Raw genomic sequence first — 25,248 nt, 5'->3', positions numbered from 1 at the left:
CCTTTAACACATAAAATTTAAGGATATACATATATCTTCAGCTTTAACTATCCAATCATCGAATGAAGTTGAGTAAAAATACGATGATCATCTGTTACTGTCCCAGCCCCATTCTTTTCAAGGATTTGCGCACGTTGAAACTCTGTATTAATTTCTTTTAAAGTAATTTCAGCATTTGTTTTCTGTAATTTTAGATCGCGAATTGAAGCCGTAAGATTATCCCGCCTCTGTCGTGCTGCACGAGCAAAAGCTGAATAAGCAAAATGATGAATATCACTGTTTCCAGATTTACGCTCTTCATTAACAATTTGTTCTTCCAGGTCTAATACCATTCGTTCAAATTCTGTAATCATCATCTCAAGCTGTGTAATTTCACGGCGCTTCTCTCGCACTTGAAACATCTTTAATCGTACCATATTCTGCCGTGGCTTCATACCTAACTACTCCTTAACTATAAACTATACCAAAACTCACATTAGCGCTCATACTCACTATTCTTAGTGAAAACAAAAAGTATTTTTTAATTTAAACTCCTGTAGCATTTTTAAAACACCTGCAAATGCAGTCTTATTTTAAAAGCACTAATTATTTCTTCATGTTATGTTTCTACTAAATCAAAGAAACTTAAATCTCGGTAAATAAATATAAAAATTTTAAAATAGCTAATTATAAAACTTTTTAAGTTACAAATTAATAAAACATAATGCTGATTCCTCTACAGAATTTAAGAAAATACAAAGTTTTCTAAAATAATTTTATTAACCCCTTTTAAAAATAAAAATATTTTGTTAACCACTATCTAAGATAGTGGGGGGAACAGCGGCAATTGTTGCGCGTACTGCTGAGTTATTCATAAGCACTTCAATGTTAAGTGTTTGATTTTATGAATTATTTTTTTATAAACAGTAATTTTACTAACTGTTATGAAATAAAAAAAGCTCCGCTTGATTCGGGAGGAGCAAAATGAGGGAATGAAATGCGCGTATTATTAATTGAAGATGATAAAACAACCACTAAAAGCATCGAATTGATGCTAAAATCAGAAAACTTTAATGTCTACATTACTGATCTGGGTGAAGAAGGTATCGATTTAGGTAAACTCTATGATTATGATATCATTTTGCTTGATCTGAATCTTCCTGATATATCAGGCTATGATGTCTTACGGACATTACGGCTGGAAAAAATAAAAACTCCTGTGCTCATTCTTTCTGGTATGGGAGGTATTGAAGATAAAGTTCGTGGCTTTGGTTTTGGTGCTGATGATTACATGACTAAACCTTTCCATAAAGATGAATTAATTGCACGTATTCATGCTGTCGTACGCCGCTCTAAAGGTCATGCACAATCAGTTATTATCACCGGTGATCTCACTGTTAATCTCGATGCTAAAACAGTTGAAGTTGCAGGCCATCCTGTTCATTTAACAGGGAAAGAATATCAGATGCTAGAGCTGCTATCTCTACGCAAAGGCACCACGCTCACTAAAGAAATGTTTCTCAATCATCTCTATGGGGGCATGGATGAACCTGAACTCAAAATTATTGATGTCTTTATCTGTAAACTGCGGAAAAAATTGGATGCAGTATCTTCTGGCATAAATTATATTGACACAGTTTGGGGACGTGGCTATGTATTACGTGATCCGGTTGAAGAAAACATACGAAAAACTGCTTAAGCAAAAAAGAAATATAACTATTGAAATCTCAGATATTATACGCTGAGATTTCCTTTTTATCTATCGATAAAAATCCTATAATTATCATCCATCCATAGAAATCGTGTGAATTTTATCTAATATTAATATGATGAGAGATTTCATCTTATTCAAAGTTTCTTTACACTTTCTAAAATAATGCAGTCACTGGTTTCGTGTATGCTTATTTTCATAGTTGTTATCTCAGCAAGCAATATCGTATAATATAATTGGACAACATGTGCATCGATTAACTCTTCCGACATTTGCCCGTTATATAATTCAATAAAACGAGAAGGGGTGCGTAATATTTTACCACAAATTTCAAATCGAAATACGCGTTTATTTGTATCTTGCAAAATTATAACACTTATTTCACCATTATGAGACACTATTGTATTTGCAATCAATAACAAATTGAGTAGAAGCTTAACTTCATCTTTTTGTAGAAGCAAAGAAGAAGCTTGCCATTTCAAAGTTGCTTTTTCTTCTTTCATGTATTGTTGAGAAATCTGCTTAGCAAAATCCGTATCTATTTTGTCCTCTACTCCTCCTGCAGATCCAAAAGCTAATCGCGCAAATTGTAAACGAGCAGAGGCATTGGCAACAGATAAACGCACTAATTGCAAAGCATCTTCATCAGCACCTCCTTCATCATAAAGCTCCATAGCATTCTGAATAGCACCAATAGGAGAAATTAAATCGTGGCAAATACGGCTACAAAGCAAAGCAGCCAAATCAGTAGACTTTAAAGAAACAGCCAACGTCATATCTATTATAGCTCCTCAATTCTTAAAAATTTTCTTCAACTGAAGCTTTTAACATTTAATGAATATATTAGAAATTTAACAATCGCATTAAAATCTTCTTTTTAAGAAAAAATTTAAGAATTTAAATAACTTTATGCCTTATTTTCTATTTAATTGGATAAACATTTTAATTCTATCCTCTTGTGTATAATTAATTAAAAGAGAAAAATCCTATGGTACACTCTCTCTTATCACGTTGGTATATGAACATCGTACTCTTCATATCGCTCTTATTCACAACGATAAATATTGTAAATGCTCAGCTTCCACCAATAGAAGAGCATGATCAAAATTTCTCGCTGCAAGAAATTATTGCTTCCGGTCATAATTTTTTTGGTAAAACAGCAGGTAGCATAGCCATTGCAATTGAAAATATTTTTTCACGATATGGGCATCCAAATGCTTATATTTTAGGAGAAGAAGCATCTGGTGCTTTTTTTGCTGGATTAACTTATGGTGAAGGGAAAATCTTTACCAAAAGTTATGGTCAACATAAAATTTTTTGGCAAGGACCATCTGTAGGATGGGATTTTGGTGGTCAGGGGTCCCGTGCAATGATCTTAGTTTACGATCTGAATAAAATAAATAATTTATGGGGACGCTATGGAGGTATTTCAGGTTCGGCCTATTTAATTGCAGGAGTTGGCTTTCATGTCCTCAAACGGAACAACACTCTGTTGATTCCAATACGTACAGGCGTTGGCGCACGTCTTGGAATCAATATGGGATATTTAAAATTAACACCCACGCCAACATGGAACCCATTTTAAAGCTCTTATTGAAAAGAGGTATTATGCTTATCCAATCAATTCTTTTTTTTATTCTTGGAGTTGCAACCATTTCTTGGTTATTAGTGCTTGTTTCTCCTCTCATTTGGCGCAAGGTTCTTCATTTTGCATATCAATCCGTTTCCGCAAAAATTCCATTATCACTTATTGAAATACAAGCAAACTATAATTTTCTTTGTGCTCAACATGCGGTAGAGTTGGCGCGTCATGAACAACAATATGATTCTTTACAAAAAAAATATGCTCAACAAAAAATACAACTTAGCCAAAAAAAAGAACAGCTTTACTGTTCATATTCTCCTGCGCAATACACACCTTTTCCCCCTACTAAAATAGAAAAAGTAGAAAATAAAGACAATGTTCTAGCAATAGATATTTTGATAAGGGAAATTAAAGCTATGCAAGAGAAAATAGCACATTATGAACAACGTTTAAAAAATATTCAAATTGATGAGCTTGATACTGCTGCTAAAGATCAATTGTTGAATGAATTGTGCGAAGAAACAAAAGAATTAGCAGCTACACTAGCTGCCCATATCGCTTTGAAAGAAGGCAAAGACTCATCCCTTAATAAGTTAATTAAAAGCTTTAAAAAAAATAACGATCTTGCATCTTATATTCACAAAAAAATCGCTAATACTAAAATAGAATAAATCAATAAAACGCTTATAGTACATTATAAACTATACTGTTTACATAAATAGTGCGTTTCTCTTACAGATTTTATACACTATAAAAATCTCTTATACACTGAATAATTTTATCTTGATCGCCTTGCGATAAATAAGGATACATAGGTAAACTTAAGACACAACTTCCCAAATATTCAGAAACAGAAAGAGAATCTTTTACATAGGTAAAATTTTTATAAGCTGGTTGTAAATGCAACGGAGTATTATAATAAATCATTGTAGGAATGCCGTTTTTTTGTAAATAGGCTTTTAACTTATCGCGATTTTTCACTTTAATGGTGTATTGTGCATAAGCACAACAAACATCCGTTTTCACTTCTGGAACTTCTACAATATCCTTTAAATTCTCAGAATAACGTTGGGCAATTGCCGCACGTTTTTCTATCTCATCTTCAAAAATAACAAGTTTTTCTAATAAAATAGCGGCTTGAATTGTATCTAATCGTGAATTCATACCAATACGCACATTGTCATATTGTGTTTTACCTTTACCATGAAACAATAATGAACGTAAAAGGGCTTCCATACCATCATCATTGGTCATCATAGCACCCCCGTCACCATAACACCCTAAGGGTTTTGCTGGATAAAAACTAGTTGCTGCAACATCACCAAAAGCTCCGCACATAACATTACCACTTTTACCACCTATCGATTGAGCTGTATCTTCAATAACAAAAAGATTTTCTCTTTCAGCTACCAGAGAAATTTTATCATAATCAGCAGGGAGTCCAAACAAATCAACAGCAATAATCGCCTTTGGTTTAAGACGCCCCTCTTTTTTAATCATTTCGATTGCTTCACAGAGTTTATCAACATCAATATTGAATGTATCAGATCTTACATCAACAAAAACAGGTTCGGCTCCTACCAAAGCAGCAACCTCCGCAGTTGCAGAAAAAGTAAAGCTAGGACAAAAGACAGCGTCACCTGGACCAATATTCTTAGCCATAAGAGGCATCATTAACGCATCTGTTCCATTAGCACAAGCAATAACATGTTTAACACCAAGATAGTCCGCTAATCGATCTTCAAATTCTTTTACTTTCGGCCCTAAAATATACTGACCACTGGCTATAACATGCGCAATTGCAGCATTAATTTTGTCTTCGATGCGCGCACGCTGCGCTCCAAGGTCAATGAATTGCATATTAACTCCATTGATAATCACAATAATATAAAGGCTTACCTTACCTTTTATCCATAATGATCGACACTAGCTGCAGTTAGAACCCTTAAAATAGCGATAGCATCTTTTCCATTTGTACGAGGTGATTGGCGTGTCTCAATACAATTTAGAAAATGTTGCAATTCGTAGGTAAGCGGTAAACCTTCACAAATATCAATATAATTTATCTTATCAGTATTAGAAACCCATTCTTTATTCTCCTGCCAAACAGAAAAACGGTGAAATGCTAATTTACGATTCCACTGTTCCATATCATCAAATACAAGCATAGCCTTTGTACCAACAACTGTTAGGCGTCTTTCACAATAAGGACTAAGACGTGAAGTAAAAAGGTGGCTGCGCATACCATTTGGAAATGTCATATGAATATGTGCAAAATCAGAAAACCGGTTAATCACTGCGGATCCTTCTCCATGGACCCGTAAGGGCTCACATTTTGTCAAAGCTAAAATCATTGAAAGATCATGGGGAGCAAGATCCCATAAAGCACTGCTTTGTGTATGAAATTTACCAAAACCTAACCGATGAGAATAAATATAACATATATCTCCTAATGCTCCCTGCTCTATTAATTCACATAATTTTTCAAAGGCAGGGTGAAAACGCAGAATATGGCCTACCATAAAAATCCGTCCATATTCATTAGCAGTCCGAACTTGGAGTTCAGCATCAGCTATATTTAAAGCAATTGGTTTTTCAACTAAAACATCCTTGCCATTCTTAACAGCCCGCATCACATTTTCTGTATGAAATTGTGGGGGTAATGCCAAAATAAGCGCATCAATATCTTTATGAGTAAAAAGATTATCGGGTGTAATAGCCATAACACCATACATACTTGCGAAATGCGCAGCACGATTGGAATCAACATCGGAAACTGCTGTTAAAACTCCAAGACTTTGAAGGGTCTGTATATGATTTTTACCCCAATAACCGCACCCTAAAACCGCTACACGTGGCGCCATTTTTTATGCCTTATTCTTGCCAACTATATAAAATTTATATTTTCATTCATTCCATATCTGGGATGAAATAGAATAACAAGAGAAAAGCTTAAAAACGATGCTTGACATCTTACTATTCTACCTCTTAGTATCCGCCAAAGATAAAATTACTTATAAGATTTATCTATTTTGGCGGAGTAGCTCAGTAGGTTAGAGCAGAGGAATCATAATCCTTGTGTCGGGGGTTCGAATCCCTCCTCCGCTACCAATATTTATCTTATGACATTTTTTAGAAAAGTTTTCATTATGTAATTCCAATTAATTTTATTGAGTCATTATAAAAGATTTTTATAATTAATGAATAGAACTGAACAGGAAGTACGTAAATACTTCTCAAAAGAGACATTCAGAGGAACATTATAATAATTTATTATTTAATCCTTTTAAAACTTGATATAATTATGGTAACATATTTATACAGAGAAAAAACAGTGATAAAAAATAATAAAATAAATCATTATTTTTCTGTATATTTCGATTTTTAATTTTCGTAAAAAAATTGTTAAAAATAGAGTTACTACAATAGTAGTAGTAATCGTTCAAAATCGATTGTCCAAATTTCTAATTCAATTATGTGTAATCGTATCAAAAATACGTAGTATTATCATTAAAATCGTGGCTTCAATTATAATTATATACTAACAAACTAGTCTAATATCAGAAAAAAAGAAAATATAAAACTCTAGAAAGAGCAATATAAAAAAGAAAATTTGCCTTCTTATAATCTCTATAATGCTCTTTTTTCTCTATGAACAATAGGTTCAATACTGGATTCAAAAAACATCTTTGTATAGTCGTTTTTCGCATGCAAATGACGCAAATCATTATTGCTTAATTCTTCAAGAATTACACCTTTGTGCATGATTCCAGCACGTCCACATATATGCGCAATAACAGAAAGATCATGAGAAACCATTAAATAAGTAAGATGTTTTTCTTCCCGTAATGATTTCAACAAATTTAAAATTTCAGCCTGAACCGATACATCCAATGCAGATGTTGGTTCATCAAGCAACAAAACTTCTGGCTCAATAATTAAAGCACGGGCAAGAGCAACGCGCTGACGTTGACCTCCAGATAACTCATGTGGATAACGATAAAAAAATGAAGAACCTAAACCAACAGCGCTCAAAACATCATTTATCCGTTCTTTTTTATTGTCCATATTATGAATTGAAAGAGTCTCAGAAAGAGCAGTATAGACCATTTTTCTTGGATGAAGCGACGCATAAGGATCTTGAAAAACCATTTGAATGCGACGCAGAAAAGCTTTGTTTTTTTTCTGCAACACTTCTTTCCCATCAAAAATAAAACATCCTCTAGAACAGGAAATCAACCCAACTAATGCATTCAAAATAGTTGATTTACCGCACCCTGATTCACCAATCAAACCATAAGCTTCACCACGCTTAATATGAAAGTTAACATTTTTCAAAACTTCTACTGCTTGATATCCACGTCCAAAAGTCACAGATAAGTCAGAAACGTCAATAATATTTTCACAGTTGATCACAACAACCTCTTTCAACACCATTAACAATCGTAGGACCATCTAACCAACTAGGATCTCGCTCAGGAACAGCTAAAATATCAACTGGATTATCAAGCCGTGGCAAACTTGCCAGTAAAGCCTTGGTATAAGGATGACATGCACGAGATAAATCAGATGCTGATAACTCTTCCAATATACGACCAGCATACATTACCAAAACACGATCACAAAAATTAGCAATCATATTCAAATCATGACTAATGAAAATAAGCCCCATTCCTGATTTTGTCACAAGCTCATCCAACACCCTTAAAACCTGAGATCTCACTGTGATATCAAGTGCAGATGTTGGCTCATCTGCAATAATTAAATCAGGTTTGGGAATAAGCATCATAGCAATCATAACTCGTTGTCCCATTCCACCTGATATTTCATGAGGGAATAACCGCATAACATGTTCAGGGTTACGAATATGAACAGACTCCAACATAGAAATTGTCCGTTCCCATGCATCCATTTTTGAAACACGATAATGAATACGGTAAGCTTCTATAATCTGATCCCCAATTCGTATTAGTGGATTAAGTGAATATTTTGGATCTTGTAAAATCATTGAGATACGTTTTCCCCGAATAGTACGCATCTGATACTCACTTGCAGATAATAAGTCGATATCATCAAAACACATTTTCTTAGCTTTAATGATTGCTGATTTCGGATTTAGTTTTAAAATCGCACGTCCAGTCATTGATTTTCCCGATCCAGACTCCCCAACAATTCCAACTTTCTCTTTCCCAACAGAAAAGCTAACACCCCGCACAACATCTGAAATACCATCTGTTGTAGGAAATGAAATGTGTAAATTTTCTATCTCTAATAATTTTTTATCCATTGCGCGGGTCCAATATATCACGAAGTCCATCGCCTAAAAGATTAAAAGCAAGGCTTGTAAGTAATATTGCACAACCAGGAACCGCTGCCAACCACCAACTTGTCATCATAAATTCACGACCTGTCGAAAGCATAACCCCCCATTCAGGACTTGGTGGTTGGGCACCTAACCCTAAAAAACCAAGACCGGCAGCCATTAAAATAATCGCAGACATATTCAATGTTAATCGTACAATTACCGAGGGAATACACATCGGTGCAATATGAAATAGAATAATGCGCCAAAAAGATGCTCCTTGTAGTCGAATGGCAGAAACGTAATCAGATGAACGTATTGTCAGAGTTTCAGCACGCGCTAAACGTGCAATTGGTGGCCATGCTGCAATTGAAATCGCAATTGCAGCATTTTCAATACCTGGTCCTAAAGCAGCTGAAAAAGCAAGTGCTAAAATCAAATTTGGAAAAGCAAGAAAAATATCAATAATACGCATAAAAATAGTATCAACCCATCCTCCTATATATCCAGCTGTCGTTCCTACAATGAGACCTATAGGTGCCACAATAATCGTGGTTAGAAAGACAATATAAAGGGTAATACGCATACCAAAAATTAATCGACTAAAAATATCACGTCCTAACTCATCTGTTCCCAAATAATGCAATTTAGATGGTGGAAGAAGCCGATGAGCAAGATCATTACTCATAATATCATGGGTAGCAATCCAAGGCGCAAAAATCGCACACAAAATAATAGAAAAAATAATAACAAAACCAAATAAGGTGGAAATATTATGAAAAAATCTAATCAATGAATGATAAAATTTCTGTATATTGGCCTGAATAGCTGATTGTGGAACAGATCTATTTAACCAACATCTTAAAGAAAAAGATGATTGTGATTCATTTTCATGCAATATTGTCATAATTTAACGTATCCTTGGATCGAAGATTCTATAAAGTAAATCAGAAAGTAAATTAATAACAATAAAGAAGCACCCTATAAGCAATGTACAAGCTATAACCGCATTCATGTCACCTGCTAAAAGTGCATTAGTTAAATAACGTCCAAATCCAGGCCAAGCAAAAACTGTTTCTGTCAGCACAGCACCTTCTAATAAAAAAGCATAAGAAAGTCCAACAACAGTTATAATCTGAACAGCAGCGTTGCGGAAAGCATGCCCCCAAACCGTTTGTCGCCATGACAACCCTTTAACACGTGCAGTAATAATATATTCTTGATTCAGTTGTTCAATCATAAATCCACGAGTCATACGACTAATATAGGCCATAGCACCAAAAGCTAGAATTAAAGCAGGCATAATAATATGACTGAAAGCGTTGCCAAAAGCCTCCCATTTTCCTTGCATTGCAGTATCTAAAAGAAAAAATCCTGTTTTGGCTTCAAAAGAATATTCATAAATAAAATCAATACGTCCTGGACCACCAATCCAATCAAGTTTAGTATAGAATACCAATAATGCCATCAATCCAAGCCAAAAAGTCGGCGTTGAATAAACAAACAATGTAAAAAAACGCACAAAATAATCAATGGGTGAATTACGATACATTGCTGCAATAACACCAAAAGGAATACCAAAGCTTGTACCAATAATAATAGCAACTGTTGCTAATTCAAACGTTGGAGGAAATACATTCATGATATCTGTTAAAACAGGACGCCCTGAAACCAAAGCATCTCCAAAATCAAACAAAAAAATATGTTGAAGATAAGTCCAATATTGGATGATTAATGGCTGATCAAGACCCAACTTATAGAACATTTTATCGTAAGCTTCTTGACTGATATTATCTCCAAGAATGGCAATAACCGGATCTAAAGGAAGAAGACGACCAATAAAAAAAGTGATTGTTATTAAACCAATTAACGTAATAAATACCGAAATCAAAAGCTTAAAAATTTTTAAAAAAAAGGTCCATATATACAGATTTTTCTGCTTTGGTGATACTGCCATATCAATTTTTAATGATGAAGCCATCATAATATACTTTCCTACCCCCTATGAAACATAAGTCTAGCGTTATTTCCCACCATACAGTCAAACAAATTTTAACTACACATTCCATATGAGACTCTATTCATCATTTGATCGCACATACTTTTCAGCTTTATTATAATAAAGCCTGAAACTATTCCAAACCCATTTTTTCACTGTAGGTCCTACCCCAATAGTATAATATGTCTGGAATAAATAAGCCATAGGACCGTGATTAAAAATATAATTCTGTAGTTCCCGATACTGTTCAAGGCGTTTATTTTTGTCCTCCTCGAATAAAGCATCCATCACCATTTTATTTGCCTTTGCATCATAATAACCAGCCCGCCAAGCCAAATGCATACTGTGCTGTTCAGTAAATGTTGGATCAGGATTAAAAACATGGTGCCATGAAGATGCGTGTCCATCAGGATCAGCTGTATTCCAACTCATAATAGCAATATCATAATTTCCACCACGAACGCGACTTAATAATTGAGCTTGTGCCATTTTTTCAATGGTCAGTTCAATACCAATTTTATGTGCATTTTCTTGTATAGTCTGCGCAACAGATGACATATAAGTAAGACTGCCAATTAAAAGATTGGCTTTAAAGCCATTTAAATAACCCGCCTCATAGATTAACTGCTTTGCTTTTTTTAAATCCAATTTAAATGGCACACCCTCTTTTTCATCCAAAGCACCTGGCACTCCTAATGGCATATAACTTGCACGAGGAATGGCAATCCCTTTTAAAACAGTTTTACCAAGAGTATCATAATCAACTAGATAACGAAACGCCAAACGCACTTTTTCATTAGCAAAAATTACATTCTTATTATTCAATGAAAGATAAACAGACTGTGGGCGCAAAACACGATAAATTGTAATGGGTCCTCCTTGTTTCTCAATATCCAGTATATCCTCTGAAGAGAGATCGCGCGCTATATCTACAACCCCCTTTTCTAAAAGAAATCTTTGACTTGCTGATTCAGCCATATGAAGTATTAAAATCTTCTCAATTTTTGGTGCTCCTCCCCAATAATGTTGCGTTGCCTGTAAAACAACCCGCTCTCCGGGAACCCAACGTACTAATTTATAGGGACCAACACAAGCTGAATGAGTAGCTAAATATTTATTTCCCATATCATCATTAACAGCATGCATTTCGATTTTTCGTCGATCAAGCAAAGCAGAAGCATAAGATTGCCCAATTACAGTCAATATAAGACGCAGAGGATAAAATTTATCAAATTGCATTTGTAAAGTTTTATCATCGAGGGCTTGGATATTTGTTTCAACATTATCTTTAGTAAATCCATAATCCTTTAAAGATTGAGCATAACCCAATCCTAATTTAACAATCCGTTGCATTGACCAAGCAAGATCTTGTGCAGTAGCTACTGTTCCATCGTCAAATTTTAAATCATCACGAAGATGAAAAATAATTTTTTTCCCATCGTCTGAAACGTCCCAAGACTGGGCCATAGCAGGATGAATTACCATAGGATTATCTGGATGATACTGTACTAATGCACTGCAAATATTGGTCAATAATTCACTTGTCACCATTTCCACCGATTGTGCCGGATCAAAATTGGTAATTGAATCAATATTCCATGCCATCACCAATGTATTTTTAGGTGATGCATTCAGCACTATTGGCATTAGTCCACTAAAAAAAGCAATTAATCCTAATATAGTACAAATTCTCTTAAACATTTTCTTGTACACCCATTTTGTATTGTGTCTCACCCCTTCAAAACAAAGTATCAATTTAATTATCATAAAACACATTAAACTTATTTTACTATTCAAATCAAATATACTCTCGTATCTTTTTTGATGAAAGAAAACATACGCTTCATATTATCAATATTGATTGAACAAACTATAAACTTTACTTTGAAATAAGAATTATGCTTAATAACTTTATATTATAAATTATTATTGTATAGGGAAATATAATTTTATTACATTTCCCTAATTACTTGTTCTTTATATTTTACAGTGTCTAATATGCATTTATTTTTCAACTGCATTATAGAAAACACGGGGAACACTATTCCAAACCCATTTTTTAATAACAGGTGAAACCGCTACCACATTATACTTCTGATACAGAAAAGCATAAGGCCCTTTTTGCATAAGTTCAAGCTGCAAATCAACATATCTTTGTATTCGTTTTTTTTGATCCTTTTCAAACAAAGCATCTTTAATTTGTTGATTCATCTTTTCATCAAAGTACCCATGTTGCCAACTGGGATAAGCTGTATTTTTAGATTCAAACCGATTATCAGGATTGTAAACAATCCGTGCAGCTGTTGTATGAGGATCTAAAGATTCGCTATTCCATCCCAGAATAATTGTTTCAAAAGCACGTGTAGAAACTTTTGAAAATAGTTGTGTTCCTGCAAGACGCTTAATTTTAAGGCGAATCCCAACCTTTGCTGCATTATCTTGAATAGATTGAATAAGCTGTAAAGCATCAGAATTCCCTATAAGAACACTTATTTCAAATCCATTTGGATAACCCGCTTCAGTTAAAAGCTGTTTAGCTCTTTTAAGATCAAGCTTAAAAGGCAATCCTTCTTTTTCACTTAAAGCACCTAAAGCTCCGATAGGCATAAAACTAGAACGAGGAATACCAATGCCCTTTAATACTGTTTTTCCAAGCCCCTCATAATCGATGAGATAACGCATAGCCAAACGCACTTTTTCATGAGCTAAAATAGGGTGTGTCATATTAAACCCCCAATAAAACATAGCTGGCAGCAATAGTTTTTCAATCCTAATATCTGTTGTTGCTTGAAGATCTTCCAAAATCTCCACCGTCAAATCACGTGCTACATCAACATCTTTTTTTTCTAGTAACAAACGTTGCGTACTTGGCTCAGCAACATGGCGGATCAGAACTTTTTTGAGCTTTGGCTCCTCTCCCCAATAATGAGAATTAACACCTAGCAACACTGCTTCCCCTACACGCCAGCTTAATAATTGATAGGGTCCAACACAAGCAGAATGAGTTGTTAAATATTTATTTCCTATATCACCATTTTTTTCGTGTTTCATAATCGTTTCACGATCAAGCAACAGAGCAACAGGATTAGCGGCAATATTATTAAGAATAAGCTCTGCTGGATATGGCTTATCAAATTTCATCACAACAGTTTTTTCATTTAGTGCTTGAATAGCAGCATCAACTGTTTGTTGTGTAATACCATACTCTTTAAATAATGCCGCGCCTGCCATATCCAATTTAACAACCCGTTTCATACTCCAAACAAGATCACTAGCGCTAGCAGATCTACCATCAACAAACTTCAAATCATCACGCAAATGAAAAGTAATTATCGTATTATTCTCACCTGAAACATCCCAACTTTTTGCTAAATTAGGAACAATTTTGGTTGCATCATTAGGAGAATAATCGACTAAACTAGAACAAATATTGAGAATAATTTCATGACTATAAATATCATTTGTCTGTGCTGGATCAAATGTACTGATTGCATCAAGATTCCAAGCCATTACGAACGTGTCAACGGGTGTCTTTGCTAGTGTTTGTTGCAAAAACATATTCATAGACATAAAAGCAGAAATAAAAAAACAGCTTACTTTAAATATCTTCTTTTTCACATTCATGGATTTTCTTTCTAAAACTTTATTACATAAATCAACTATTTATATGTAAATTGACGAATTTACATCAGAAAATATTGAATCAACATAACGCAAGTACTTTTTAATAATTATTTTCTTTACTAATCAATGAAACTGATTTTTCCATTGTATTATAGAAAACATTTCACTTAATATAACCAAATTTATTTTTGATAATTAAGTACAACCACAACTATGGTATTTTTTATCGTAAGTATATCAGAAATTTTTAAATAAAAGCAACTCTTCTTTTCATTCAAAGTCTTCAAAACTCAATAGAAGTAACAACACAGAACACCTCAACATCTTTGATAAATTTCTAAAATCATTATAATCAAAAAAACATACAACTCAATATATTGTGTTCATTAAAAAATAGATCTATTATCTTGTTTAGACAAGAATATGTTATTCTTCTCCATTTTATCTACTATATTTTAGATATATAATAAAACTCTAAACATTAAATTACATGATGCATCAATATCCTTTACTTAGCTTGGCATTCTAGTAAATAAAAACTCTTTTAGGCTTAGATATTTTTTTCTCCAATAATTAAAGCTTATATGCAGAAAAATTTCTTTCTTCTCAAAGCATTAATTTATCAGCTAACAAAATCTGATAGACGCTACATAAGCATTCAAATGCTCGATTCTCAATAACACAATTTTGTATTTTAAGGATTTTAAAACAGTGCTTAAATATTCTGCTGCTTATTTATTATTTTTTAAATGATTCTTCTTTGTTTACAGGAAAAAATAGTGACGCTCTTAATAAAAATAAAATCAAACAAAAAAGATTTCAGCCAATTTATCGGCAAAAACATCCTTCAAGATGATCATTAACAATCCCCACTGCTTGCATAAAAGCATAACAAGTAATAGGGCCAACAAATGTCCAACCACGCTTTTTTAAATCTTTAGAAAGACGAATGGACGCAGGCGTCACAGAATTAGCTTTCCATATCTGAAAATCTTTCTTCTCATGTCGTTCAGACTGTAATGTCTGAAAAGACCAAAAATAGCGCGATAAACTACTCCATTCTGCTATAATTTTCTGCGCTTTGAGAGCATTATTGATCACCGATCTAATTTTACCCTGATGGCGAATAATACCTTTATCTTGCATCAGTATTTCTATTTTTTCTTCATCATAATGTGCAATCTTTTCAAAATCAAAACAATCAAAAGCACGATGAAAATTGGATATTTTTCTTAAAATCGTTAACCAAGAAAGCCCTGCTTGAAAACCTTCAAGACAAATTTGTTCAAATAGATGACGATCATCAAAAACAGGCTTTCCCCATATATAATCATGATAAGCGCAATAAAGCGGATCAGTCCCTGCCCATGAACAACGAATTTTTCCATCTTTTCCCATAAGAAGACCTTCACCAAGCATTAATATTCACCATATCAAAAAAGCGTTCCTTGATCATCTCTCTGCTGTTTTAATCGCCTAGGCTTTGGAAATTGCTTAGGAGCAGAATTACAGGTTGAAACATTAATTTCACCATCAAAAAATCGTAAGCTTATTTTTACTGCTCTAGGAAACTGTACCAATCGTTTAATTGGTTTATTTTCTTGCCCTAAAGCTAAAACAAAACCACGCTCTAAAATACTCTGATAAGATGTATTTTTTAAAAGCCTAAATGCCATCTCTATTTGGACGCGTTGTTTTTCAACACTACGTAAAAAAGCGTGATGAAGACGTACAGTATACTCTTTTGTATTTTGCTGTGCTGTTTCAATATTCAACAAACGTGGACACAATCGGATAACAAGTGTATAAAAATAAAAACGTTTTTTATCATAGTTAACACAAAGAGCACGTTGCAACCGGCTTGAAATTTCATCAAAGCTACGCCGTGGTAAAGCAAATAACTGATCGACAGTAGGAAGACCTCGTACAACAGAAGATAATTTTTGTTTATAAAAACTAAAATAACGCGCTAATCCTACACGAAAGCGTAAACTAAGTGATGCCAATCGCGTTTCAAGATCAAATTTAACTGGTACAGCTCTTTCTGCTGCTCCTGTAGGAGTTGGTGCCCGCCAATCAGCAACATAATCAATAAGAGTCCAGTCTGTTTCATGCCCAACTGCAGAAATAATTGGAATAGCAGATGCACTAACAGCGTGAACAACTGCTTCGTCGTTAAACCCCCATAAATCTTCTAAACTTCCCCCACCACGTGCCACAATAATAAGATCAGGTTTAGATAAAACACCATCTAAAGGTAATGCATTAAACCCAGTAATAGCGGCAGCCACTTCTCGACCACTGGTTTCTCCCTGTACCCGTACAGGCCAAACCAAAATATGTAAAGGAAAACGGTCTGATATACGATGAATAATATCACGGATAACAGCACCTGTTGGTGACGTTATGACTCCTATAATTCGAGGCATATAAGGCAAAGTTTTCTTCTTTGCATCGTCAAAAAAGCCCTCATCTGCAAGTTTTTTCTTACGATTTTCTAAAAGAGTCATCAAAGCGCCAACTCCTGTTGGCTCAAGAGTTTCAATAATAATTTGATATTTTGATGATCCTTGGTAAGTTGTTAACTTACCTACAGCAACTACTTCTATCCCTTCCTCAGGAGGAAATTGGAGCTTTTCTATAACACCTCGCCAAATAACAGCTTCTAATCGAGCTTTATCGTCTTTTAAAGCAAAATAGGCATGCCCTGAAGCGTGTACACCCCGATAACCTGATATTTCCCCACGCACTCGTACATAACCAAACTTCTCTTCAACAACACGCTTTAAAGCTCCTGCTATTTCAGAAACACTAAATTCTGCTACATTTGTTACCACTGATTTTTCAATAAACAAATCCATCTTATTATTCAATTCGCTTATATTGATTATATACTACAGCGCAGTCACTAAGATTACGTATGTTTTCATTACCTTTTTTATATAATACATCTTCTTGAATGAAAACCTATTGACTTTATTTAAAATAAGATAGACTTTTTAATCTCTATAGACAACAGGAATTATGATTTTGTAAATCTTTTCTTTCCATGTTATTTCAACACTAATATCACACTGGTTATTATTGCATATAAATATTGAATAATTTTTCAGAAAAAGGAAGTTTATATTTAGACAATACAACATTAGTATTATTATTACTTTTTCTTTTTTATGTAATCATTCAATAGAAAAATTAAACACCTTAGAGTTTTTCTTTATTCTAGTCTTTCCGAAAAGCAAAACGACATAAAAATCCTGTAGCCATAGCGACAAACACTGCAACTATCCCATACCAAAAACTGTGTTTGCGCGCTTCATGAAAAATTGTATAAGCAACATATGCTTTAACAATTTCAAGAGTAGTTGTTGCACTACTTATATACTGCCCATCACGGAAAAGATAAGCATTCACATGATAACGTCCAACAGGAACATTTGCCGGTAATTGAAAATGTGCTGTAAACAGTGAACCAGAACCAAAATACACACCACCAGCTTCTTCATGATAGAGGTTTTTAGCTTTCTGCAGCTCTATCAGCTCATTACGAAAGCTTCGTGTTTTTTCTTGATCTTTTTCATCAGTTGAAAGAAAAAAATAAGATAATCCTAAACCTAAACGCTTATAACTCTCAGCATCAGTGATATTATCAATTTCACGCGTTGTTACCATTGAATAAAATAAAGGAGCGTTTTTAAAAGTCACGCAATCTGCATTAATCCACATTCCTGCCTTACGTTTCTTTTCTCGTACAATCATCGATCGGGTTTGCCCTTCTAAACTAACAATAACATCATAACGATTTTGTTGGCGAAATAACGGATTCATATTTTCTAAAACGCCAGCAATATAAAGATCATGACCAGAAAAATTTGCGCCAACTGTGATCGTATTTGTTGTAACAATAATTTGAACAACCTCCTTCTCTTCTGATACAACTTCTTCACTGCCCTGTGCCTTCATAGAAAAAGGAATAAAACAAAACCAGCTTACCATGATAAATAAGAAGAATAATTTATCCATTATCATCTCATAAGAATAACAAGAGAAAAAAGATTATCAGGGCGTATAAATAACTGGAAAGCTAAACGCATACATACAATTATGACAAGAAATGCAAGTGCCATACGTAATTGTTCTGCTTTTAATTTTTGTCCAGCCCGTACCCCGTATTGGGCTCCAATTCCTCCTCCAATCGTAAGTAAGAAAGCTAAAACAATATCAACTGACTGGTTACTTACACTTTGCAAAACAGTGGTAAAAGCTGATACAAATGTCATCTGAAAAAGTGAAGTTCCAACCACCACACCAGTCGGAACACGTAAAAGATAAATCAGTGCCGGCACCGTAATGAAGCCCCCACCAACTCCCATAATAGAAGACAATAACCCAACGACAAAACCAATTCCTAAAACTGGAATAATACTTACACAAATCATCGATGCTTGAAAATGAATTTTAAATGGCAATCGATCGATCCAATTATAATAACTAGGAGAATGAGTAGTGATTTTTTTTTCTTTGCGTTGTCGCATCATAGCGCATAAACTTTCAACCATCATCAAACTCCCAATACTCCCAAGAAGGAAAACATAAAGAAGTGAAATAATAAAGTCTAACTGCCCTAATTTCCTAAGAAGAGAAAAAATTTGAATCCCGATCAAAGATCCAATTCCCCCTCCAATCACCAAAAGAATACCAAGTTTAATATCAAGAGTACGTCGTTTAAAATGCGTAATTGCTCCCGTTACAGATGAGGCGATTACCTGATTAGCTCCTGTTCCAACAGCAATGGTAGGAGGGATATTATAGAAAATCAATAAAGGCGTAATTAAAAAACCACCACCAATTCCAAAAAGGCCTGAAAAAAAACCAACAACTGCGCCCATGCCAATTAAAATCAGCATACTCAGTGACAATTCAGCAATCGGTAAATAAATACTCACTTAATTAAGAATCTTCAAAAAATTTAAGATTTATTTTTAATTTTTTCTTTCAATTTTACAATAACAAACAACCTTGACATCGCACACACTTCTGCAAACCTATGAACTGGCATCCATAACATACCTCTCATATCCTTTATTTAACTGAATAGCAACACACCAAAATTAATAACAAATAAGATGACGTAATAACATCAAAATACATTCTAAAGACTATTCTTTGAAAGAAAATGCACGCCGAACTCCTGTAAAAAAACCACTTAATAATTGAGTATCGGATAAATTCTTATTTGTTAGAAAATTTTTCGACGGTTTCACAAAATCAGTTGATAAGGAGCTTATATTCTCTTGTTTTAATGTGCCCACGGTATTTGTTTGTACTGGCTGAATTCTATCTTTTTTCAAAGTATTGAATCTCTCATGAGGCTGAGACCTCTTATTCTCCTCGCCTGCCATATGTGCAAGATGGCGCACAACAGAATTAATTGATTGTGAAGAGGTTTTATGCTGTTTTATTATTGTTTTTTGTAAACCTTCCTTTTCATAAAGAAGATTCTTAACAAGTTTTTTTATCTGCTCTAAATCCTCAAAAAGTTTTTTTTCTTTCTGATTTCTAGCATAATGTTCAGCCAAAATCGCTCGACTAATTTCGTCTAAATAAGATTTTATACTATTATCTACAGAAATCTGCTTAGCTAAATGATTATGCGTTTTTTTTATCTGCATTTTTTCATAAACATAACGTAACTTAGCAGAAATATCTGACATCTTTATTTCAGAAGGTACTTGTATTTTCTGAGTTTGATCAACAGTAGAAATAGAATAATGTTTATGCTTAGCTGGATTCAGAACGTCGTGTTTAATATTCACAGATTCTACCTCTTATCTATATTCAACATGAATCATCATTAATTAATGAAAAATGTGACCTATTTTAGTAAATAGAGCTTTAAGAACAATAAGAAAAATTGAAAATGATTTTACAAAATTAAATAAGCTCAACGTATTTTTACACCCAAAATATAACAAAAAATTTAGATTAGATAAAAACTATGCATTAAAAACGGAAAGAGAAAAATACAAATAAACACAGAGAAGTTTATATAACTAAAGAAGAACTATGATAAAATTCAATCTTAAATGATTTGGTTTCCCATGATTATTACTATAAACTCGTGGGCATATAAACTAAAGAGGATCATCATGAAAATAATTGTCGCTGTCAAACGTGTTGTTGATCACAATATCAAAATACGTGTTAAATCTGATAGCACAGGTGTCGATTTATCTAATGTTAGAATGTCTATGAACCCTTTTGATGAAATCGCTGTAGAAGAAGCAATTCGACAAAAAGAAGCTGGAAAAATTTCAGAAATTATTCTTGTTTCAATTGGACCAGAAGCAGCACAAGAAACTTTACGCACAGGACTTGCAATGGGAGCGGATCGCGCTATTCTCGTAAAAACTGATGAAATACTCGAACCTTTAACAATCGCTAAAACTTTAAAAGTTATTATTCTTGAAGAAAAACCAGATATGGTCTTTTTAGGGAAACAAGCCATTGATGATGAATGCAATCAAACTGGCCAAATGCTTGCAGGTCTTCTTAGTTGGGGACAAGCGACTTTTGCTTCATGTTTAAACATAGAAAATGGGCAAGCTCAAATTACCCGAGAAATAGATAACGGCACACAAACTATTTGCCTCCCTCTTCCCATGGTTATGACTGTCGATTTGCCGCTCAACGAACCACGCTATACCTCCCTTCCTAATATTATAAAAGCTAAAAAGAAACCTATTGAGCAAAAGGATATTGCTAATCTTTGTGTAAATACGCAAAAACGCCTCACAATCCTTAGTGTTGAAGAACCCAAACCTCGTGCAGCTGGTATAAAAGTAGCAAATGTAACTGAGCTTATTAGTGCACTCAAAAAAACAAATTGCATTTAAAATATGCTAACAAATAATCAAAAGTAATAATGCATAAAAGGGCAAAAACTTATGGCAATTCTTTTATTAGCTGAACACAATAACCATTCTTTAGCAGAAGAAACTGCAAAAGCTCTCACTGCTGCTCAATTAATTGGTAATGATATCGACATTCTGGTTTGTGGAATGAAGGTTCATGCTGTTGCTGAAAACTGTGCTCAATTGGTTGGCGTTCGGCAAGTGCTTGTTGCTGAAGCTGATTATTTAGCGCATCAATTAGCTGAACCCATAGCAGCAACAATTGTTGAACAAGCTAATGATTATGATGTGATCATGGCAGCTTCAACAACCAACGGAAAAAATATCATGCCACGCGTTGCTGCTCTTCTTGATCTTATGCAAATTTCAGACATTATCGCTGTTGTCGCACCTGATACCTTCAAACGACCAATTTATGCAGGTAATGCCATTGAAACCGTTCGCACAAATGATCGCCAAAAAATTATAACAGTGCGTACAGCTTCTTTCTTACCAACACCTAAAGGGAATGCTGCCCCTATAAAAACAATGACACCAGCTCCTAACCCAAATCTTTCTTTTTTTGTAAAAGAAGAAATAAACAAAAGTAATCGTCCAGATCTTACTTCAGCACGCATTATTGTATCAGGTGGACGAGGTCTCGGTTCTGAAGAACAGTTTAAAGCACTACTTTTGCCACTTGCAACTAAGCTTGGCGCTGCCTTAGGAGCAAGCCGAGCAGCCGTCGATGCAGGCTATGCTCCTAATGATTGGCAAATCGGACAAACAGGAAAAGTCGTTGCTCCTAAACTCTATATTGCTATTGGTATCTCCGGTGCTATCCAACATCTAGCTGGAATAATGAATGCACAAACCATTGTTGCTATTAATAATGACGAGGAGGCTCCTATTATGCATATTGCTGATTATGCTCTTATAGGTGATCTTCATCATATTATTCCTGAATTGGAAAAAGCTTTGTAAATCATGAGTGCAGATATACATACCCAACGTGAAACAATAGAATGCGATATCGTCATTGTAGGCGGAGGACCGGCAGGGCTTTCTGCTGCCATTCGCTTAAAACAGATCAATCCTGATTTTTCTATTATAATACTTGAAAAAAGCACAGAAATCGGGGCGCATATTCTATCAGGAGCAGTCATTGATCCCATTGGTATCAATAAACTTTTGCCAGAATGGAGCAGTGAACAAAACCATCCTTTCAAAACACCTGTCATTAGCGATCAATTTTTCCTGCTCACATCAAAAAAGGCCCAAATATTTCCCAATATTCTCCGTCCTCCAATTTTATCAAATAATGGTTGCTATATTGTTTCACTCGGAAATGTCTGCCGTTGGCTAAGCAAAAAAGCTGAAGAACTGGGTGTTGAAATTTATCCTGGCTTTCCAGTATCCGATATTCTCTGTAATGATCACGGAAGTGTTATTGGTGTCCTTACAGGAGATATGGGCATTGAAAAAAATGGAACTCCTGGAAAAAATTATGTACCCGGTATAGCCTTATTGGCAAAATATACCCTGATTGCAGAAGGCGCGCGTGGCTCCATTGCTAAGCAACTGATACAAAAATTTAATCTCAGCAAAGATCGCGAACCACAAAAATTTGGTCTCGGGCTTAAAGAATTATGGGAAATTGATCCTCAAAAACACAAGCTCGGTTTAATTCAACATTTCACTGGTTGGCCACTCGATAATTATACTGGTGGTGGAGGTTTTCTCTATCACCAAGAAGACAATTTGATTTCTGTTGGTTTTGTCGTGCATTTGGACTATAAAAATCCTTATCTCTCTCCTTTTGAAGAGTTTCAACGTTTTAAAACGCATCCTAAACTCTACGAGCTCTTTAAAGGCGCAAAACGCCTTGCTTATGGTGCACGCACCATCACTGAAGGAGGATGGCAATCTGTACCAAAACTCACCTTTCCCGGAGGGGTACTTATTGGCTGTTCTGCCGGTTTTGTCAATGTACCTCGTATCAAAGGTTCACATAATGCTATATTATCTGGCATATTAGCGGCTGAAAAAATCGCCACTGCTCTTACCCAAGGTCGTGCTCACGATGAAGTTACAGAAATTGAAGAACACTGGCGCAAAGGTCCTATCGGTAAAGATCTTTATACAGTACGTAATGTTAAACCGCTCTGGGCAAAATACGGTACAAAATACGGAATCAAGCTAGCAGGTTTTGATTTATGGTGGCAACAATTTTTCCGTTTTTCTTTATTTAGAACACTCCCTCACAGAAAAGAAGACTATGCATGCCTTGAACCAGAGGAAAAATTTCACCCTATTGCTTATCCTAAACCAGATGGTGTTGTAACCTTTGATCGTCTTTCTAGTGTGGCCCTTTCGAATACACACCATGAAACAAATCAACCTTGTCATCTCAAAATAATTTCCATAGAAAAACAAAAAAGCTCTGAATATGCAATTTATGGTGGTCCTTCGACACGCTATTGTCCTGCTGCTGTCTATGAATGGCTCAAATGTGATGATCATGAAACTTATATTATCAATGCTTCAAACTGTATACATTGCAAAACTTGTGATATAAAAGATCCTAATCAAAATATTAATTGGACCTGTCCACAAGGAAATGAAGGGCCTGTTTATCAAAATATGTAATTAATATTTTCTGTTACAAAAATTGGCTATTACTAAGTTCAATCAAGAATATCATTTCATTCAAAAAAATTCTTATATTGCATAATTGATGTACTCAATTCCTCAAATAAAGAGAACAACATTGTAAGTCATACTTACAAATATAAGCTTTCAACGATTGCAATAAATCTCTCATCCAATTCACTTAATCATTTATCTTATTTAAAATTCCTAAAAAAAGGCTATGCAACGCATAGCCTTTTCCACTCTACATTTACTAAAACTATACTCAATTAATTACGAAATAACGCTAAAATATTCTGACTTCCTTGATTAGCTATAGAAAGAGCCTGAATACCAAGCTGTTGCTGAACTTGCAAGGCAGCCAACTTAGCAGATTCTGCATTCATATCAGCATCAACAAGTGCACCAATACCTACTTCAACATTATCTAACAACTTTTTAACAAAGTTTAGTTGGATATTCACCAAATTAACAGCGGCTCCAATTTTAGAACCTGCAGTCAAAGTCACATTAACTGCATCACGTACTGTATTTTGAACACTCGTCATAATCATACGTTGTATGTCTGAATGTAACTCGCCAAGGCCTTTTAATTCAGTAAAATCAGCTAAAGTCATACCATCAAGCACAGTTTGGAACTCACCTTTTGCTTTATTATATGCTTCCTGACCATCTTTTAAACCCGTTTTAGCAGTTTCTACAGCCTGTTTAGCCTTTTCTATAATTGCTTTACCGGGCTCATCTTCAGGGCTTTCACCATACTTAGCTATTGCCTTAGCGAGATCAGCCTCTGCATTCCTCAACGTATCTTCTAATCCCTTATACGTAGCATGTGCAGCACTGAATGCTCCAATTCCCTTCCCGACTACATCTTCTCCTTCATCTCCTTTACTGGTTCCAAAGATACCTCCCAAAACACCTTGAGACATATCAATTGTACCATCAGAACCAATAGTACCAAAATTCAATTCTGAGCCACCAACATCAATCATATCAACATAAACAGCTGTACCTTCACGACGATACCCTGCTGCCATACCAACAGTCTGACCTCCATTGGAAAGAATATTTTTTCCACCAAAAGAAGCCGATTGAACTGCATTAGAAATATTTTTCATATTACCTATAATGGAGTCTTGAATCTTAGCAATGTCATCACTGCCTTTTTCACGAGCAGAAACCATTGATTTTTGAATATCATCCAAAGCTTCTTTGGTAAGACCAATTGCTGTATCAGCAATACCAACCTGTTCTTTACCTAGATTAATCGCATCAACAATAGCACTCATCGTGTTACTGTCATGCCTCATCATTGATGAAATCGACCAATATGCAGTATTTTCAGAAGCATTACTGATACGCAAACCTGTCGAAACACGATCTTTTGACCGATCTAAATTAGCATCAATACTACGTAAAGTTTGCAATGCAGTCATTGCAGATTTATTTGTAAGTAAACTTGTACCCATAATATCGTCCCTATAACGAAAAAATAAAAAAGGG

Annotated in this window: 22 protein-coding genes and 1 tRNA gene; 7 read left to right on the top strand and 16 right to left on the bottom strand. The window is 34.6% G+C overall.

Annotation, left to right across the window (positions count from 1 at the left end; all coding sequences use genetic code 11):
• Nucleotides 1-47: 47 nt before the first annotated feature.
• Nucleotides 48-434 carry a hypothetical protein gene (locus T420_RS0101450; protein ID WP_013544645.1) on the bottom strand — a complete coding sequence of 129 codons (387 nt, stop codon included), beginning with the start codon at nt 432-434 and terminating at the stop codon, nt 48-50.
• A gap of 542 nt (nt 435-976) precedes the next feature.
• Between T420_RS0101450 and ctrA the strand changes: the two genes are divergently transcribed.
• Nucleotides 977-1,678: a response regulator transcription factor CtrA gene (gene ctrA, locus T420_RS0101445; protein WP_013544644.1), complete on the top strand. Its 702-nt coding sequence runs from the start codon at nt 977-979 to the stop codon at nt 1,676-1,678.
• Nucleotides 1,679-1,827: 149 nt separating this feature from the next.
• Here the strand turns inward: ctrA and chpT are convergent, their stop codons facing one another.
• Nucleotides 1,828-2,466, bottom strand: a complete 639-nt coding sequence (gene chpT, locus T420_RS0101440; RefSeq protein ID WP_013544643.1) for a histidine phosphotransferase ChpT — start codon at nt 2,464-2,466, stop codon at nt 1,828-1,830.
• Between the two features lie 212 nt (nt 2,467-2,678).
• Between chpT and T420_RS0101435 the strand changes: the two genes are divergently transcribed.
• Together T420_RS0101435 and T420_RS0101430 are read left to right on the top strand one after the other, a co-directional pair.
• Entirely contained in the window at nt 2,679-3,275 is a 597-nt protein-coding gene (locus tag T420_RS0101435; protein WP_013544642.1) for a DUF1134 domain-containing protein, read from the top strand.
• Nucleotides 3,276-3,298: 23 nt separating this feature from the next.
• On the top strand, nt 3,299-3,946 hold the full coding sequence (locus T420_RS0101430) for a hypothetical protein (protein WP_013544641.1): 648 nt from the start codon (nt 3,299-3,301) through the stop codon (nt 3,944-3,946).
• Between the two features lie 70 nt (nt 3,947-4,016).
• On the opposite strand, the gene T420_RS0101425 is transcribed toward T420_RS0101430, so the two are convergent.
• Complete coding sequence (locus T420_RS0101425; RefSeq protein ID WP_013544640.1) at nt 4,017-5,135, bottom strand: DegT/DnrJ/EryC1/StrS family aminotransferase; 1,119 nt, start codon at nt 5,133-5,135, stop codon at nt 4,017-4,019.
• 47 nt (nt 5,136-5,182) lie between these two features.
• Nucleotides 5,183-6,139, bottom strand: coding sequence for a Gfo/Idh/MocA family protein (locus tag T420_RS0101420; protein WP_013544639.1), 957 nt, complete (start codon nt 6,137-6,139; stop codon nt 5,183-5,185).
• Nucleotides 6,140-6,309: 170 nt separating this feature from the next.
• Here T420_RS0101420 and T420_RS0101415 point away from each other — a divergent pair.
• Nucleotides 6,310-6,386, top strand: a tRNA-Met gene (locus T420_RS0101415).
• Nucleotides 6,387-6,905: 519 nt separating this feature from the next.
• Here T420_RS0101415 and T420_RS0101410 read toward each other — a convergent pair.
• From T420_RS0101410 to T420_RS06815, 11 genes are all read right to left on the bottom strand, one after another.
• A complete protein-coding gene (locus tag T420_RS0101410; RefSeq protein WP_013544638.1) occupies nt 6,906-7,691 on the bottom strand; it encodes an ABC transporter ATP-binding protein in 786 nt (261 codons plus the stop codon).
• On the bottom strand, nt 7,678-8,562 hold the full coding sequence (locus tag T420_RS0101405; protein WP_013544637.1) for an ABC transporter ATP-binding protein: 885 nt from the start codon (nt 8,560-8,562) through the stop codon (nt 7,678-7,680). The genes T420_RS0101410 and T420_RS0101405 overlap by 14 nt, the downstream gene beginning before the upstream one ends.
• The gene (locus T420_RS0101400; RefSeq protein WP_013544636.1) at nt 8,555-9,484 is read right to left on the bottom strand and encodes an ABC transporter permease; all 930 of its coding nucleotides are present in this window, start codon (nt 9,482-9,484) and stop codon (nt 8,555-8,557) included. The genes T420_RS0101405 and T420_RS0101400 overlap by 8 nt, the downstream gene beginning before the upstream one ends.
• A gap of 3 nt (nt 9,485-9,487) precedes the next feature.
• A complete protein-coding gene (locus T420_RS0101395; RefSeq protein WP_423775982.1) occupies nt 9,488-10,558 on the bottom strand; it encodes an ABC transporter permease in 1,071 nt (356 codons plus the stop codon).
• A gap of 96 nt (nt 10,559-10,654) precedes the next feature.
• Complete coding sequence (locus T420_RS0101390) at nt 10,655-12,277, bottom strand: ABC transporter substrate-binding protein (protein WP_013544634.1); 1,623 nt, start codon at nt 12,275-12,277, stop codon at nt 10,655-10,657.
• Nucleotides 12,278-12,580: 303 nt separating this feature from the next.
• Nucleotides 12,581-14,200: an ABC transporter substrate-binding protein gene (locus T420_RS0101385; protein ID WP_026501078.1), complete on the bottom strand. Its 1,620-nt coding sequence runs from the start codon at nt 14,198-14,200 to the stop codon at nt 12,581-12,583.
• 828 nt (nt 14,201-15,028) lie between these two features.
• The gene (locus T420_RS0101380; protein ID WP_013544632.1) at nt 15,029-15,619 is read right to left on the bottom strand and encodes a DNA-3-methyladenine glycosylase I; all 591 of its coding nucleotides are present in this window, start codon (nt 15,617-15,619) and stop codon (nt 15,029-15,031) included.
• Between the two features lie 14 nt (nt 15,620-15,633).
• Nucleotides 15,634-17,061, bottom strand: coding sequence for an exodeoxyribonuclease VII large subunit (gene xseA / locus T420_RS0101375; RefSeq protein WP_013544631.1), 1,428 nt, complete (start codon nt 17,059-17,061; stop codon nt 15,634-15,636).
• 361 nt (nt 17,062-17,422) lie between these two features.
• On the bottom strand, nt 17,423-18,163 hold the full coding sequence (locus T420_RS0101370) for a TIGR02186 family protein (RefSeq protein WP_423775983.1): 741 nt from the start codon (nt 18,161-18,163) through the stop codon (nt 17,423-17,425).
• Nucleotides 18,164-18,225: 62 nt separating this feature from the next.
• A complete protein-coding gene (locus T420_RS0101365) occupies nt 18,226-19,146 on the bottom strand; it encodes a sulfite exporter TauE/SafE family protein (RefSeq protein WP_013544629.1) in 921 nt (306 codons plus the stop codon).
• Between the two features lie 213 nt (nt 19,147-19,359).
• Complete coding sequence (locus tag T420_RS06815; RefSeq protein ID WP_013544628.1) at nt 19,360-20,016, bottom strand: hypothetical protein; 657 nt, start codon at nt 20,014-20,016, stop codon at nt 19,360-19,362.
• A gap of 333 nt (nt 20,017-20,349) precedes the next feature.
• Here T420_RS06815 and T420_RS0101355 point away from each other — a divergent pair, with 333 nt between their 5' ends.
• From T420_RS0101355 to T420_RS0101345, 3 genes are read left to right on the top strand one after another with little or no spacing between them, the layout of a single operon-like run.
• Nucleotides 20,350-21,096 carry an electron transfer flavoprotein subunit beta/FixA family protein gene (locus tag T420_RS0101355; protein WP_013544627.1) on the top strand — a complete coding sequence of 249 codons (747 nt, stop codon included), beginning with the start codon at nt 20,350-20,352 and terminating at the stop codon, nt 21,094-21,096.
• A 51-nt stretch (nt 21,097-21,147) separates the two neighbouring features.
• Entirely contained in the window at nt 21,148-22,077 is a 930-nt protein-coding gene (locus T420_RS0101350) for an electron transfer flavoprotein subunit alpha/FixB family protein (protein ID WP_013544626.1), read from the top strand.
• Between the two features lie 3 nt (nt 22,078-22,080).
• Entirely contained in the window at nt 22,081-23,742 is a 1,662-nt protein-coding gene (locus T420_RS0101345; protein WP_013544625.1) for an electron transfer flavoprotein-ubiquinone oxidoreductase, read from the top strand.
• A gap of 272 nt (nt 23,743-24,014) precedes the next feature.
• Here the strand turns inward: T420_RS0101345 and T420_RS07560 are convergent, their stop codons facing one another.
• Nucleotides 24,015-25,214 carry a flagellin N-terminal helical domain-containing protein gene (locus tag T420_RS07560; RefSeq protein ID WP_013544624.1) on the bottom strand — a complete coding sequence of 400 codons (1,200 nt, stop codon included), beginning with the start codon at nt 25,212-25,214 and terminating at the stop codon, nt 24,015-24,017.
• Nucleotides 25,215-25,248 lie beyond the last annotated feature (34 nt).

It is taken from the genome of Bartonella clarridgeiae ATCC 51734 (assembly GCF_000518185.1).
Taxonomy (GTDB): domain Bacteria; phylum Pseudomonadota; class Alphaproteobacteria; order Rhizobiales; family Rhizobiaceae; genus Bartonella; species Bartonella clarridgeiae.
This window is presented reverse-complemented; position numbering and strand designations above follow the sequence as displayed.